General features: G+C 52.3%; 9 protein-coding genes. 6 read left to right on the top strand and 3 right to left on the bottom strand.

From position 1 onward, the window contains the following. Window positions 1-12 precede the first annotated feature (12 nt). Window positions 13-477, top strand: a complete 465-nt coding sequence (locus tag NLX71_RS17770; RefSeq protein ID WP_254365140.1) for a RidA family protein — start codon at window positions 13-15, stop codon at window positions 475-477. A 100-nt stretch (window positions 478-577) separates the two neighbouring features. On the opposite strand, the gene NLX71_RS17765 is transcribed toward NLX71_RS17770, so the two are convergent. Continuing rightward, the gene (locus tag NLX71_RS17765; protein ID WP_254365139.1) at window positions 578-727 is read right to left on the bottom strand and encodes a hypothetical protein; all 150 of its coding nucleotides are present in this window, start codon (window positions 725-727) and stop codon (window positions 578-580) included. 253 nt (window positions 728-980) lie between these two features. Here NLX71_RS17765 and NLX71_RS17760 point away from each other — a divergent pair, with 253 nt between their 5' ends. After that, entirely contained in the window at window positions 981-1,844 is an 864-nt protein-coding gene (locus NLX71_RS17760; protein ID WP_254365138.1) for a polysaccharide deacetylase family protein, read from the top strand. Between the two features lie 69 nt (window positions 1,845-1,913). On the opposite strand, the gene NLX71_RS17755 is transcribed toward NLX71_RS17760, so the two are convergent. Next, window positions 1,914-2,924 carry an LLM class flavin-dependent oxidoreductase gene (locus NLX71_RS17755; protein ID WP_254365137.1) on the bottom strand — a complete coding sequence of 337 codons (1,011 nt, stop codon included), beginning with the start codon at window positions 2,922-2,924 and terminating at the stop codon, window positions 1,914-1,916. 332 nt (window positions 2,925-3,256) lie between these two features. Here NLX71_RS17755 and NLX71_RS17750 point away from each other — a divergent pair, with 332 nt between their 5' ends. Together NLX71_RS17750 and NLX71_RS17745 are read left to right on the top strand one after the other, a co-directional pair. Further along, window positions 3,257-4,123 carry an ABC transporter ATP-binding protein gene (locus NLX71_RS17750; protein WP_254365136.1) on the top strand — a complete coding sequence of 289 codons (867 nt, stop codon included), beginning with the start codon at window positions 3,257-3,259 and terminating at the stop codon, window positions 4,121-4,123. Between the two features lie 217 nt (window positions 4,124-4,340). Further along, window positions 4,341-4,991 (top strand): hypothetical protein, encoded by a 651-nt coding sequence (locus tag NLX71_RS17745; RefSeq protein ID WP_254365135.1) that lies wholly within the window; start codon window positions 4,341-4,343, stop codon window positions 4,989-4,991. Window positions 4,992-5,094: 103 nt separating this feature from the next. Here the strand turns inward: NLX71_RS17745 and queF are convergent, their stop codons facing one another. Next, window positions 5,095-5,589 (bottom strand): preQ(1) synthase, encoded by a 495-nt coding sequence (gene queF, locus NLX71_RS17740; protein WP_254365134.1) that lies wholly within the window; start codon window positions 5,587-5,589, stop codon window positions 5,095-5,097. A gap of 352 nt (window positions 5,590-5,941) precedes the next feature. On the opposite strand from queF, the gene NLX71_RS17735 reads away from it, so the two are divergent. Both NLX71_RS17735 and NLX71_RS17730 read left to right on the top strand, forming a co-directional pair. Beyond that, the gene (locus NLX71_RS17735; protein WP_254365133.1) at window positions 5,942-7,063 is read left to right on the top strand and encodes an S-layer homology domain-containing protein; all 1,122 of its coding nucleotides are present in this window, start codon (window positions 5,942-5,944) and stop codon (window positions 7,061-7,063) included. 882 nt (window positions 7,064-7,945) lie between these two features. After that, complete coding sequence (locus NLX71_RS17730) at window positions 7,946-14,320, top strand: fibronectin type III domain-containing protein (protein ID WP_254365132.1); 6,375 nt, start codon at window positions 7,946-7,948, stop codon at window positions 14,318-14,320. Window positions 14,321-14,445: the final 125 nt, after the last annotated feature.

Raw genomic sequence — 14,445 nt, 5'->3', positions numbered from 1 at the left:
AGGTATCATTTTATGTCCCAAATCGAACAACGTTTACAAGAACTCGGCATTACTTTGCCCCCATCCCCGGAGCCGCGCTTTACGTACATCCCGTGCAACCGGACGGGCAACCTGCTCTATTTGTCCGGTCAAGATTGCCGCATTAACGGCGAGTTGATGTACGAAGGCAAGCTGGGCAAAGACGTTACGATCGAGCAAGGCCAAGAAGCGGCCCGCCAAACGATCATCAACTGCCTGGCCGTGATGAAAGGCTACCTGGGCAACCTCGACCGCGTGGTCAAAATCGTCAAGCTGCTCGGCTTCGTCAACAGCACACCGGGCTTCGGCGACCAGCCGTATGTCATGAACGGCGCATCCGACCTGCTCGTCGCTGTTTTCGGCGAGAACGGCAAGCACGCCCGCTCCGCGATCGGCACGAGCGACCTTCCGTTCCACACGCCGGTAGAAATCGAGCTGATTGTGGAAATCCGCGACTAAGCGCGAATCGAAGATGTAGACGGTCGGCTTACATTTAGAAGCACCTCCGGCATTGGAATCGCAGATTCCCGTGCTAGAGGTGCTTGTTTTATGCTTCGCCTTACTCGTTAAGCTGCCGGTCAACCAACGCGACGAGCTTGCCCCGCTCCTCCTCCGTTATGCTCTCCACAAGCCGGGCGGCCGCAAGCGGCAGCAGCCACGCCTCCATCGACTCCATCGTGCTGCCGGTGAGCCGTCGGTATTCCTTCAAGTACGTCCTGCACAACTGCCGGCCGAAACACTTTGATGATTTTATCGCTCCCCCACTCGAATACTTCCGCCGTATATCCTTGTCCGATGCGCTTGCCCAGTTTCACGATGTCGACTTCCCCTTCTTTTGCCGGGTTATGGTTGTGCCGGGACGGTAGGACTAAACTTGAAATTCGGCCCCGGAACCGATATAACTGACTATAGACGTTTTTTATCCGGAAGCTGTTTCAGCTTTACCCGAGGGAGACCCTGCTATGATCAAAAAAGTATTGGCTGCTCTGCTGCTTGCCGTTGTCTTGATCGGCGCGCTTGACGCCTGGTCGTATAAAGACGCGCTGCGCTATCGCAACCAAGTAGCCGTCCTGATGTACCATCATGTCCATGATACGGACCAAAGCTCAAGCACCGTCTCCACCGCTTTGTTTCGCGATCAGCTCAATTATTTGAAATCGAAAGGCTATCATTTCATTTCGCTCAACGAATTCAAGCAATTTTACGAGGGCGGAGCTGTACCGGACAACGCGGTGCTCGTGACCTTTGACGACGGCTACAAAAGCTTCTACGATTACGCGTATCCGATCTTGAAAGAGCTCGATGTGCCGGCCGTTAATTTCGTCGTGACGAAGGATTTGGACGACCCGCTGGCCTCGTTCATTCCGGCGCTGTCCCGCGACCAGATCCGGCAAATGCTGAACGAGCGCCCCGGGCGTTACGATTTTCAATGCCACTCCAACAATATGCATTTCAAACAAGGGAAAACGGCAGCGATTACCGGACCGCTTACTCGGGACGACGGCGCGCTGGAAACGCCCGACCAGGCCGTCGCCCGAGTGGCGGCGGACACCAAAGCCTGCGCGCAGCGGCTAAATGAGCTGTACGGTAGCGATCATGCGGCGGACAGCTTCGCTTACCCGTTCGGCATTCATTCCAAGACGGCGCAAGAGCTTCTTACGCAAGCGGGCTTTCGTTACGCCTTTACCATTGTGAACGAGATGGCGACCCGCGCCAATCCGAAGCTGGAAATTCCGCGAATCAACGCAGGCAATCCGGCCATCCGGCCTGAGCTGCTGGATAAGCAGATCATGCTGCGCGTCCAAAGCGTCAAGCCTTTTCCCTAAAAGCTCGCCATGACGCGATACTGGACTCCTTAAAGACCTGTCAGGTCCGATCGGAGTCCCGTTTTCGTGTTATCGGCCGAGCCCGAACACCTCTGCAAGCAGGTCGTACGAGCGCAGCCGGGCCTGGAAGTCGTACGTGTAGGTCAGCACGATCAGCTCTTCTACCCCGTAGCCCTTGCTGAACTCAAGCATCTGCGTTCTCACTTTCTCCGGGCCGCCGACGATCATCCGTCTCCGGTTCGCCCGAATCCGCATGCGATCCCAGTCGGTATACGGGTAATTGGCCGCTTCCTCCGGTGTCGGGAAGGGCCAGCGGAACTGCCCCTGTTCCAGCAGCAGCAGGCGCAAATCGGTCGATGCCGCCAGCCGTTCCGCTTCCTCGTCCGTGTCGGCGCAGATGACGATCACGCATACGTTCGCCTGAGGAGACGCGCCGAGTGGGCCGGGCCGGTAATTAGCAAAATATCGCCGAACCGCTTCGTGTCCGCCGTCCCCATTAATGAAATGCGCGAACGAGAACGCCCCGCCCAGCTCCGAGGCCCGATCCGCGCTGAAGCCGCTGGACCCGAGCAGCCAAAGCTCCGGCGCCGTATCGACCAAGGGCGTCGCCCGCACGCCTTCGAAGCGGTGTCCCGGCTCCATCCAGTCGGACAGAAAGCCTCCGAGATCGCGGAGCATCACGGCGAAATGCTCTTCCCTGTCCTTCGGCCGCCCGTACCGCAGCGCCTCCGAAGCGATCGGCATGCCGCCGGGCGCCCTTCCGATGCCAAGATCGATTCTTCCCGGATACAGAGCTTCGAGCACCCGGAAATTTTCCGCGACTTTATACGGGCTGTAGTGAGGCAGCAGCACGCCGGCCGAACCGACCCGAATCCGCGACGTATGCGCGGCAATGGCTGCGATCAGAACCTCCGGAGAAGAACCGGCGAGTCCGGGCGTGTCATGATGCTCCGACACCCAATATCGCGTATAACCGAGCCGTTCAACCGTCTTGGCCAGCTCTAACGTGCGCCTCATCGCGTCTGCCGCCGTTTCTCCCGGAATGATCGGCGATTGATCCAATACGCCCAGATTTAACATTCGAATCCTCCATTCCCCTCCTCTTATGACGTTCGGACACGTTCATGAAGCCGGAGGATGCCACTTGTTTCTCCGTTCATTATACGCCTGGAAGCCCGGTTGTGCACTTTTACCGTTCCGCGCTGCCCTCTTTCGATCTGGAATTCACAACTTGTAAGAAAACGGACAAGGAAAATTCCCATAAAGGGTTGAAATCCCAGCATGTTCTGTTATACAATTCAATTGATAAAGATTCTCATTATCATCGTTCTTGTCATGGTGCTCTTGTCGGCACCTTGTTGAATAAGATCTCCTGCCTCGGAGTTCAGCTAAATTTTAAGGGAGTGGTTGAATTGGAACGGTTATATACGGAACGGTTGGATATTTCCTACGGGGAACGGTCTATTGTACAAAATTTGAATATCAGCATCCCTTCGGGACAAATTACGGCGCTGATCGGTGCGAACGGGTCCGGTAAATCGACGATCCTGAAAGCGATGGCCCGCATGATGAAGCCGAAGCAGGGCAGCGTCTTCTTGGACGGCAAGTCGATCCATCAGCAATCGACCAAGGAAGTGGCCAAGCAGCTTGCCATTTTGCCGCAAAACCCGACGGCCCCGGACGGATTGACCGTCTCCGAACTCGTCACCTACGGCCGCTTCCCCCATCAGAAAGGATTCGGCTCGCTGACCAAGGAGGATCGCGAGATCATACGCTGGTCGATTGACATGACCGGAATGGAGGAATTTTACGACCGTCCCGTCGATCAATTGTCCGGCGGACAGCGTCAGCGCGCATGGATTGCCATGGCGCTCGCGCAAGGAACCGACATTCTGTTCCTTGATGAGCCGACGACGTTCCTCGATATGGCTCACCAGCTTGAAGTGCTCAAGCTGCTGGAAAAGCTGAACCTCGAAGAGCGGCGCACCATCGTGATGGTCGTCCACGATTTGAACCATGCGACCCGCTACGCGCATCATATGGTGGCGATTAAACGTGGAACGGTTGCGGCGGTAGGCAGTCCGGCGGAAGTGATGACACCGGAGATGCTGCAAAACGTCTTCGGCATCGAAGCGGACATTGTGCCGGACCCCCGCACCGGCGTTCCGTTGTGTATTCCGTACGAGCTGGCGGGCCACAGCCGGCCGGTTCAGGTCGCTTCCGCCTCCCCTGTCGCCAGACGCTCCGAAGTGCGGGAGCTTGTTGCGGCTGCCAAGTAGAACGGCGAACCGCCGTATGCTACATATAAGATTTTTCAGGACTCCTTCGGGGGGTCCTTTTTTTTTTGCTGCTTCTGCTGTGGTTGCTGCCCTCCTCCTTCACAATCTAAGCCACAAATGGGTTGCGGAAAGAAACATTTCCCATGGATTTTTCGTCTAATTTAATATCACAAGTATTCGGAACGATTGTATTCCCGAGCGAAGGAGAGGACGCGAAATGAGCAGGCGCCAACGGTTTGCTATCGCTTTTATGCTCATCACAAGCACCATTATTTTGAATTGGTCCTATCCGGATGCCAAAGCGCTCGGCGTGCGGCTTTTTCAATGGATAGGGCTGCCCATGTGGTCGCAAGGCACCAGCGGCTTGAACTACGTCAACATCATCTCGATGATGCTGCTGTTCGCGGGTGCGTTCACGCTCAGAACCTCGCTGCAGCGCCACGCAAGAAAGGTTGCCCTGCTTGCTTTAATTTTGCCCTTCTGGCTGCCCTCCCAACTGATCGTAGCCTATCAAAGCGTGTGGGCCAAAGGAATCTACGCCCTGGAATACGTCAAGGAAGAAAGCAGATGCAACTACAAAAAAGAAGCGGATCGGGTCACTGGGACGTGCTTGCTGACCTTCGTTAATCATAGCGGTCAAGATATCTTGTTCACCGCTTCTATCCGCGATCGCGACCTGCACACCGGCTCGTTCCTAGAATCCCTTGACATCCTTGAGGATCAAACCTTGACTATGCCTCCCAGGCAGAAAAAGACACTCAACGTAGCTTTCACAAAAATAGCTGCTGACGCCCGCGCTTCTGCCAGTGGATCGTTTCCCGTACTGGAATTGACGGTAACGAGTGGCGAACAAGAACGAGATATATAGGCGTTTCGGCGCCATCGGATGCCAAAAAGCCGCATCGCCCCTGCTGCCAGGGGGTGCGGCTTCGCTTTTGCTGTTAGATGATGCCGGGTTTTAAGGACTCGACTTAGCGATTGTCGATCTTCTCCGGGTACAGATCATGATTCAGGAGCCGGTGCTCGGCCATCTGTTCGTATTTCGTCCCTGGACGTCCGTAGTTGCAGTAAGGATCGATGGAAATGCCTCCGCGCGGGGTAAATTTCCCCCACACTTCAATGTACTTAGGGTCCATTAGCTTTATCAAATCGTTCATGATGATGTTCATGCAATCCTCGTGGAAATCGCCATGATTCCGGAAACTGAACAAATACAGCTTAAGCGACTTGCTCTCGACCATTTTGAGGTCCGGGATGTAGCTGATATAAATCGCCGCGAAGTCCGGCTGGCCGGTAATCGGGCACAGGCTGGTAAATTCCGGGCAATTGAATTTGACAAAATAATCGCGATACGGGTGCTTGTTATCGAACGATTCGAGCATCTCCGGCGCATAGTTCATCGGATATTTCGTTTGCTGGTTACCGAGCAGCGTCAAGTCGAGCTCGCCTTCTTTTCTTCCTGTCATAGTGTGCTTGGCTCCTTTCTTTTTCTAACCATTATTATAGCCGATCTAAGGGCAAAAGGTAAAATTTTGTAAGAAAAAGGAAGTCGATCGATTCGAGTATGATTGAGGGCTTCGGAAGATAGAAATTACGACAAAAATTGCAAAACCTCTTGAAGGTTTCGGCATAAGATGGTAATATAACAACGAATGATGAGCGGAAGAACCGCCTTATCCATGCTTTTGTGGGTAGGGCGGTTTTTGTGTTTTGGCGGAAGAAAAATCTGTAAACAAAGCACTGTCATGGTACAATAGACCTAGTCCTTTTGGATCTGGAAATACATAACTTTGAATTCACTTGAGAGGAAGATTTTTGATGAAGCGAGTTGTCCCTTTAGTCGTATCCATGATGTTAATGAGTGCCTGCAATCCCAATGCCAATATGCTGGTTGCCGCAGAGCAGCCGAAAACGGCTGCGGAGTCAAAAGCAGGTGTGTCTTTAAGCGATATTTCCGGGCATTGGGCGGAATCGGATATTAAGGCTATCGTGGCAGCAGGGTACGTCGACGGTTATCCCGACGGATCATTCAAGCCGGACCACACCGTTACGAGAGCGGAATTTATCACCATGACGGCAAAAGCAGCCGGTTTGAAGCCGGTGCCGGGCAGCGATAACAAGGAGTGGTATGCTCCCTACGTCGCAGCGGTTGTGCAAGCGGGAATCCATCAATACAAGGACTTTTCTTCCGGTGACTGGAATACCCCGATTACCCGGATGGAAATGGCCCGCCTCGCCGTCCGGGCAGCGGATAAATCGCTGCAATCGCCTGAGGATAGCACCGATGCGAAGAAGTTTATGTTTTTGGCGACGCAGAAGGGTTTGATTACGGGGCTGGCCGGCGGCGAGCTGGGTAAAGAAGAGTCGGCTACAAGGGCGCAGTCGGTGAAGATCATTCAGCGGATTTTGGATGTGAGCCAAGGTAAGAAGCTCGAAGTGGACAAGCGTGCAGCGAGCTATGCGGAGGTGGAGCTGACGGGGAGTAATGTGCAAACCATGTGGGGGAGCCGTGTGGTTGAGCTGCCGTATAGGATGCCGTTACGGAATACGAAAGCAACGGTGAGAGTGCATCAGATTCTCATTATGGATTTGAAGGAAAAGGATGGAGCATTTCGCTCGATGTTTGACGGTACACTTGAGAAAGTTAATGATAAGCCGATCGAAGATGAATATTTAATCGCACTGAAAGTGGATATCACCAATGAAACAGGGGCTCCTTTTAGCTACGGATTATTTGGGGAACTATCTCCATATTCAGGGACACGGGTAGTTGTCATAAAATTGGATAAAGTTGATGAAAGGTTTTTCCTTCCTAGCATTGGTACCAAGATGAATCATGCGGAAGGATGGTACCTTTTCGCAACTCCGAAAGGAAAAGTCCGTTCCTTAAGGTTATTAGAAAACAATGGAGCTGAGATCAATCTTGGCAAAAAAGAGTAAGGGAGTGAGGCTGCTGTGGTCAAAAAAAGAAAGTGGAAGATAGCAGCAGCCTCAATCATAATTTTAGGTTTATCCGTATTCGTGTTTCTGAGACCTGACTATATAATGGCCGCAATTAACTTTAAAACATTCGAACCGATGTCAACCTTGACGAACTACTCGGTGCCGTTGAATTCAGGGACTCAGATTGTTAATAAAGTTGATGTGTATATGAGAGATGCTAACGGAATGGAAAGAAAAATCAATGGGAACGCCTACGAGATAGTCAACGACCAGATTGTGTTTAAAAATTTAACGGATGGGGTCCCCGTTACGTTATACGGCAAGAAGTACACGAATCCTGGACACATCATTTGGCGTGATCCGAGCGGGCGATATTGGGACACCGAAGGGGAGAGGACAAAGCACTATCAATTTCCGGGAAGCTGCAGTGGTTCGCCAGATCCAATTCCTTCCCCCTGTCCTGGGTTGTTTCCGAGCGATGCAACAATCTATCCGCCAGATGGAAAAACTTTTCCAGGGAAGTATGTTCTTTTTGACGAACCGGACTTGAGAAAATGGGACGGTTCCGCTGTAACGACAGCATATGAAATTGATTCGCCAGAACAATTTTATTTTAACGAACAATCAGAAGATGGAGAGGCACCTATAGCTCCGGATCGAATAGATCCTAAAAGTATAACCATTACTAAGGCATTCGCAAAAGCCAAAGGATTACAGATCGAAGATTTAGGGAGGAAAGTAGATGGATTCGGATACTTGAAAGTTTCTAAGCCCTTGACTTCTACTTACAATAGATGTGATAGCGACTACATTCTTTGGCCGAAAGGTAGTAGTCGTTGTTCAGATTATCCAAAACTCCAAGAAGGCCGGAATTATGTTATGGATGCGGATACATATTGGAACGCCACGACGTACAAATTCGAAGGCCGAATCGAAGTCTTCTACAAAAAACCGACCTTTCCCGACCTGATCCCGATCGATCTCAAATCGAACGGGCCGGTCAAAATCGGCGAGCCGACGACGTTCACCTACACTTTCCGTAACGTCGGAGAGCCGTTCAAAAACAAAACCTTCTCAATCCTGATCCAAAACCGTTCCAACGGCAAAACGATTCACAAGGCATCGTTTACAAACGCCGAGCAGAACGTGGATATTACCGGCACGTTTCAGTATACGGTGATGGACCCCGGGAAGCTATTAACCGGATTTTATGTCGATTCAGATAATACGATCGATGAAGGCCCGGACGGCGGGGAAGACAACAACTATAAGCCGTTTGATTTTCCGGTCGATATCGGTATCGACGGCGATTTTCGAATTAGGCCCGGACCGACGATCAAAATCCGGGACAATTTCGAGCTGGAGCCTGTTAATTTTAAAATTCCGAAAGGCTGCACCTATTTCGGTCATCAATATCGGTTCAACTATAACGGCCAGACATGGTCGACGAATCGGGTGAAAGGGCAATCGCAGAACAGCGCATTCCCCTATCCGAACGGGAGACCGTTTTATTTTGGAGAAGGCAGCAACTATATAAGTCTGAAAATTCAAACCTCTTGTGGTGAAACGGACTGGATTAAAGAAAAACCATTAACGGTTCTCCCCGATCCGAACAATAAACCGCCCTATTTTAAGGCAGGCTGGTTTTACGATCAAGATCGGAACGGGATCTATCCTCCGGAATATTTTTTGGTAGGCGACATGGTGAATGTCCGTGTTATTCATAACCAGTACACAGACCCGAAATCGCCTTCAGACCCGGACAACGATCCGATCCAGTGGAAATGGGACTTCGATTCAGGTATACACCCTTGGGTTCAAAAGATAGCGAAGCAGCTGCACGAAGATTGGGGCAAGATGCTCGACGCGGAAGGCTATTACCATATCAAAGCGGATACGCCGGGAACCTTCTCCGTGAAAGTTACGGCGGATGACGGGCGCGGCGGGACGCGGACGGAAAACGTTTCCTTGACTGTGATGGAGCCAAACCCTATTGCGGTCTGTACAGCGCCCAAGGAGATTAAAGAAAATCGTCCCGTCCCTCCTGGAGCGATCCATGCAGATAAGAGCTGGAGCCCGGCAAGGAAGTCTATCGACCACTCAAAGGACTTATGGTTTAACAAGCTCGATAAGTACTATAACGGCACCCTGCAGGACGTTACAGCGACTGTTACGCTCGCCAAAGTCGTAGATTACTCCGGCTTGGAATCGACCAGCCCCAGCACCTGCGAAATTACTGTGCATCCGGACTTGCCTCCCATCGGCAAAATCGTCGTACCGCCGCTCGGTATCCGGAATCAGCAGGTCACCATCCGGAACCAATCGTACTCGCCGGACGGCGATCAGATCGTCTCCGTCAAATGGCGGTTTAAATACGACGCGGCTAACAACGGTTTTCAGGACGATCCGTGGCTGGATGTTCTTGGGACAGACGGCAGAGTCGTATCCTTTGATAACAACACGCTTGTATTTAAGGCCGGCATGATCGGTAAGTATCTGTTCGATGTCCAAGTGACGGAGGACTACGGGAAAAGCGCCATGGCATCCGATACGCAGCCGGAAGCACCGCGAACGCTGGATATTGTCAATAATGCGCCGCACGTTTCCTTTGCCATCGAAGGGCAGAACGATCAGCCGGGCATGAACCCGCCAATCATGTTTAACGCCAATTCGATCGTAAATTCGTGGGCTCTGTTCGATACGAACACGAATAACCGGCTCAACAACTATGTTTATCAGTGGGCGGCCCAAGGCAACGCTGCCCTGCGGGCTGGCTTGGGAAGAGAAATGGAGCGCCAGGAAAGCATCATCAAGCGAGATAATCCAATGCAGGGACCCACCAGCGTCTTCGGCACGTTCCTATGGCCGGATCTCGGGTTCGGAGCGAATTTTATCAGCTCGTACAAGGGGACCGTATACAAGTGGATGCACGGCAGCCCCTCGCTCACCAGTACGCCTATCTTAGTCCCTTCTAACCTGTGGGATCCAGATACGAGGACATATATAACCGGGTATGCTCCGGCGAAATTCAATTCGCTCGTCCGCACGAACAAAACGTATCTATATTTTGACGAGGGTTCAAAGCTGTATGCCTTGAATAAAAAGAAGCTGCCGCAGTACAGCAGAAAATGGAACGATGCATCTAACAACTTGACGCATGTTTGGGACCGGGACCCGTATGATTTTACCCTTACGACAGACACGTATAGCGTTCCCGTCCCGTTCCGTGATTCGAAGAACGGGCCAACCTATACCAAAGAAGTTTACTTACCCAGCGAGTACCAAGGTTCTCAAAAGTATGAGGTCGCAGGCGGAATAATCTACCGAGTTTCAAACTACATGATGTACGATTACTTCACCAAGTGCGAAGGCCAAACGACGTGCGGCGTCGGCAAGAGGAATAACTCCTTTGTGATCGAGGCATACGACGCGTATACCGGTAAGCTGATTTCAAGCAATAAGGACAATCCGCTCAAGACCGGCTGGGAAGATCTCGGGATATCGGTTGATGAAAAGGAGTATACAGCAGGGCGGAAAACATTCTCGCTGTTAACCAAAGGCGAAAGCCTGGTTATTGTATATCAAAGAGACCCTAATCGGCCGCGTGAAATTGGATTCATCGAGATGAATCCGCAGCTCCAGGAAGTCAGAAGAGGCGGACAATCGTTCCCGGACAGCACGATTAAGTACCAAAGAAAATATTATAATACGATGGAGGGGCGCGCGGTTCCGGAGCAGTATGTCGAAGATTACCAATGTAGATACAGCGATCTAAACGGGTTATGGAAAGGCCCTGACGGGGAGTTTTACACCTACATCAAGCGTTCCTGCGACCGGGACGACGGGTACATTAAAATCGACAGAAGGTACAACGAAGATGCCCCGATCGGCGTTTATCTGCTGCGGATCAATAACGACTTGAGCATGGGGTGGACCGCCAGATTGGCGGGTATGGACTGGTTCTACCCTTCCAACACGATCTTGGGTGAAGAAATGCTTTACAACGATTTTACGGCACTCGTTGTAAATCCATATAACCGGACCCTTCTAACCCGCAGTTACACGAATATGGATCTTATGAACGGTCGTGGCGATCACCATAGCTTCGGACAATACGTGAATATGGACACCGGCGCGGTATCGGAAGGACCTTATCCGTCCAACCATCCATACACCGTTGGCGTAACTCCTGGTGGCGGATTCGGTGGGATGACAGGCTGCTCCTGGTCAACGGATGGAAAATGCAGCATCTTCAATGTGCATGTAAACGAATTATTGAACGAATCGCCAGGAGAGCAAGAACGGGGAGATACTTACCTATCCGGATTTTATGTAGGGGACGGCCTGTTTTTAGGCATGTACAATACGCTGAAAAGACAAGCTGGCAATGGCTATTACTTCACGCAAACGGATATGTACATGTATCTCGAAAGCGGTCCTTTAGATCAAGATCCGGAGCTACGGAAAGGGTTTGTTCTCGGCCAGTTCGTTTCTCCGGACCGCTATCGCGACACGGACATTACGTTCCGAATGAAGATGACAAGCCCGAACGAGGATACAAGCCTAAGCGGCTTTTCGTTCCGGATGCTCGACCCGACGAACCGGTACAGTCTGGAAACGGACGGCTCCACGCTCTATCTAAGCCGTTACGTCGGCGGCAGCCGAACCGTGCTGCGCAGTCAGGCGTGGCCGTTCGATAACACGGACAATTTGTTCAAGATCAGCCTGTTGGGCGATACGATTCAAGTATTCATGAACGGCGTGCCGGTGTTTGAGGTACAGGACACCACGTTCGCCGATGGAAAAATGGGACCGTTCACTGACAAATCGTTTGTCACTTTTACGGGCATTTCCATCAAGCAGAACCAGGATAGCCGGGATTGGATGTCCGACTACGCGATTTGGGAAAATGGATCGGCATCGGCCAACGTCAGGTATAATAATATTTTGTTCGAAGATCCGGAAAACGATCCGATGGCCGGCAACTTCCGCTGGGGAGTAACGCACATGCCGAAGTTCCTAAATAATCAGGGGCTGTCAGCGCTGAACGGGAAGACGTTCGATTCTCCGCAGCAAACCTTTGACGCGGTCGGCGTCTATCTGCTCACGCTGCGGGCACAAGACGATCCGAACCGAAACTACTTATGGGCGAGCATGGTGTTTGATCAATACCGTAAATGGTCCAATACGTTCCATAAAAAATTGACGGTTCACCGCAGGCCGATCGCGCAATTCACGCTTTCGGAGAACGGGGACGGCACGGTCGCCTGGAACGATACGTCCTACGATCCGGACCGGTTCGATCCGAATCGGGCGGCTTGGGACCCGGCACGCTGCAGCGCGCCCGATGTGACGGGCTACGATTATTGCAGCATGCGCGGGATCGTTTCCCGGGAGTATGGCTATGTCGATCCGGACGGTAATTTTGTCGCTGAAAAGCTGACGAGACCGAAAAAGCCGGGACTTTATACCGTGTATTTGCAAGTCATTGACGAGTATGGGGCGAGGTCTTACCCCGCCAACGCTTCGATCCAGCTCAAAGGCAACGTCCCTGAAATTCCAAAACCGACGATCCAGCTAACGTATCCGACCGGAACGCGGGATCATCCGACACTGGAACACGGGACGAGACCGACGATCCATTGGAGGCAGGATGACCCGGCGGGCCATACGTTTACGGGGTACGAGGTTCAAATCATGGATTCGCGCGGAAGTCTCGTCATCAGCAGCGGGGAAACAAACCAGAATGCGCCGCCCCATAGCACGGCTTCGTGGCAGGTAACGACGGATTTGATCCGCGGCGAGCTGTATCAAGTACGGGTACGCGCACAAAATCCGTACTATTGGACGGAATGGTCCAATATCGGTTGGATGGTCATCAATTCAGCGCCAAAGGTTGTCATTACGAATCCGAACGGACCCGATGCCTATAATCCAACGCTTATTCTGGATAACAAGCGACCGGCGATTACTTGGGTTCAATCGGACGGCCAGAAGAACTACTATGCGAAAATGTACATCGAAATTTTGAACGAGACCGGCGGCATGGTTTACAATACCGGATGGAATGCGTATCAGAACACCACGGCAACAACGAACAGCTTCCAAGTGCCGACAGACCTGCCGACAGGCGTTCCTTTGCAGGCGCGGATGAAGGTAACCGACGATGATCCGAACCTATGGTCCGCATGGAGCAACACCGTATGGCTCTACATCAACATGACGCCGACCGTGACGATGAACGTTCCTTCCGGAACGCAAGCGAATCCGACGCCGATGAGCCCAACGCCGACCGTTTCGTTCACGCAAAGCGATCCGGACCCGAATACGACGTTCACAAAATATCAGGTCCAATTCATCAATGAAGCGGGAAATACCGTACTCTATGATACGGGAGAGTTAGGGCAGCACCTTCAAGGGCAAGTGTCCGTACAAAGCGTCTCTGTTCCTAAGGACCGTCCACTGCCTGCTGGAGCCAAAGTTCAGGTTCGGGCGCGTACTTTTGACGGCTTCGTGTGGTCGGCATGGTCTGCTCCGACTTGGCTGCTGACCAACCGTCCTCCGACGGGAAATATTACGTTTGTCACGCCGATTTACGAACATGACACGCCGGTATTCACCGTTTCTGTCTCCGATCCGGACGGCGATGCGATCGACGTCACGGTGGAAAGCAGCTTGAACGGCGGCGCATTCGGAATCATTCAGCAGTGGAGCGGCGTTCCGTCCGGGCAAAGCAAGGCGTTCACCTACGGGCCGCTGCCTCAAGGAAATTACACCTTGCGGCTATCCCTCAGTGACGGCAAGGGCGGAACGTTTAACCAGACCTATTCGTTCGTCGTACTGCCTTTGTCGATCAAGGGCTATGTCACGCATACGCCGGAGTGGGAAAGCTACCGGCTGCTGTGGAACGAGAAGCACCCGGGCGCGCCTCGGGAAGCCGACGTCTTTTGGGCCGGGGAAGCGTTCGAGCTATCGGCGACGGTGACCGATACCGGCACCAGCGCAACCAAGCCGCAGTCGGTCGACGCGACGCTCCTGGATACCGGAGAACAGGTCAAGCTTGGCTCTGCCGACCGCATTCGATTCAGCGGGCAGTTGGTCAACCCGGATCATGCCCAATCGCTGCGCAGCGGCCAAACCTACACATTCCGATTCCGCGTGCATTGGAGCAACGGGTTGGTTCAGACCGACGATGTGCCGGTCAAAATTCAAGGCAGCATGTACGATGTGATCGTCAATCAGATTCGGCATTGATGGCGCGCAAAATTCGTCCGCTTGTCTCTGAAACTAACCGTCAGCGCGAGAATAGCCGCACATTTTCCCGCCCGGTTTGACGATATGAATCTAAACATTTACAATTTAAGGCATGTCAACCAGTC

It is taken from the genome of Paenibacillus sp. MZ04-78.2 (assembly GCF_024213375.1).
Classification (GTDB): Bacteria; Bacillota; Bacilli; order Paenibacillales; family NBRC-103111; genus Paenibacillus_G.
The sequence above is the reverse complement of the archived record's forward strand: the minus strand, read 5'-3'. Positions and strand labels throughout refer to the sequence as shown.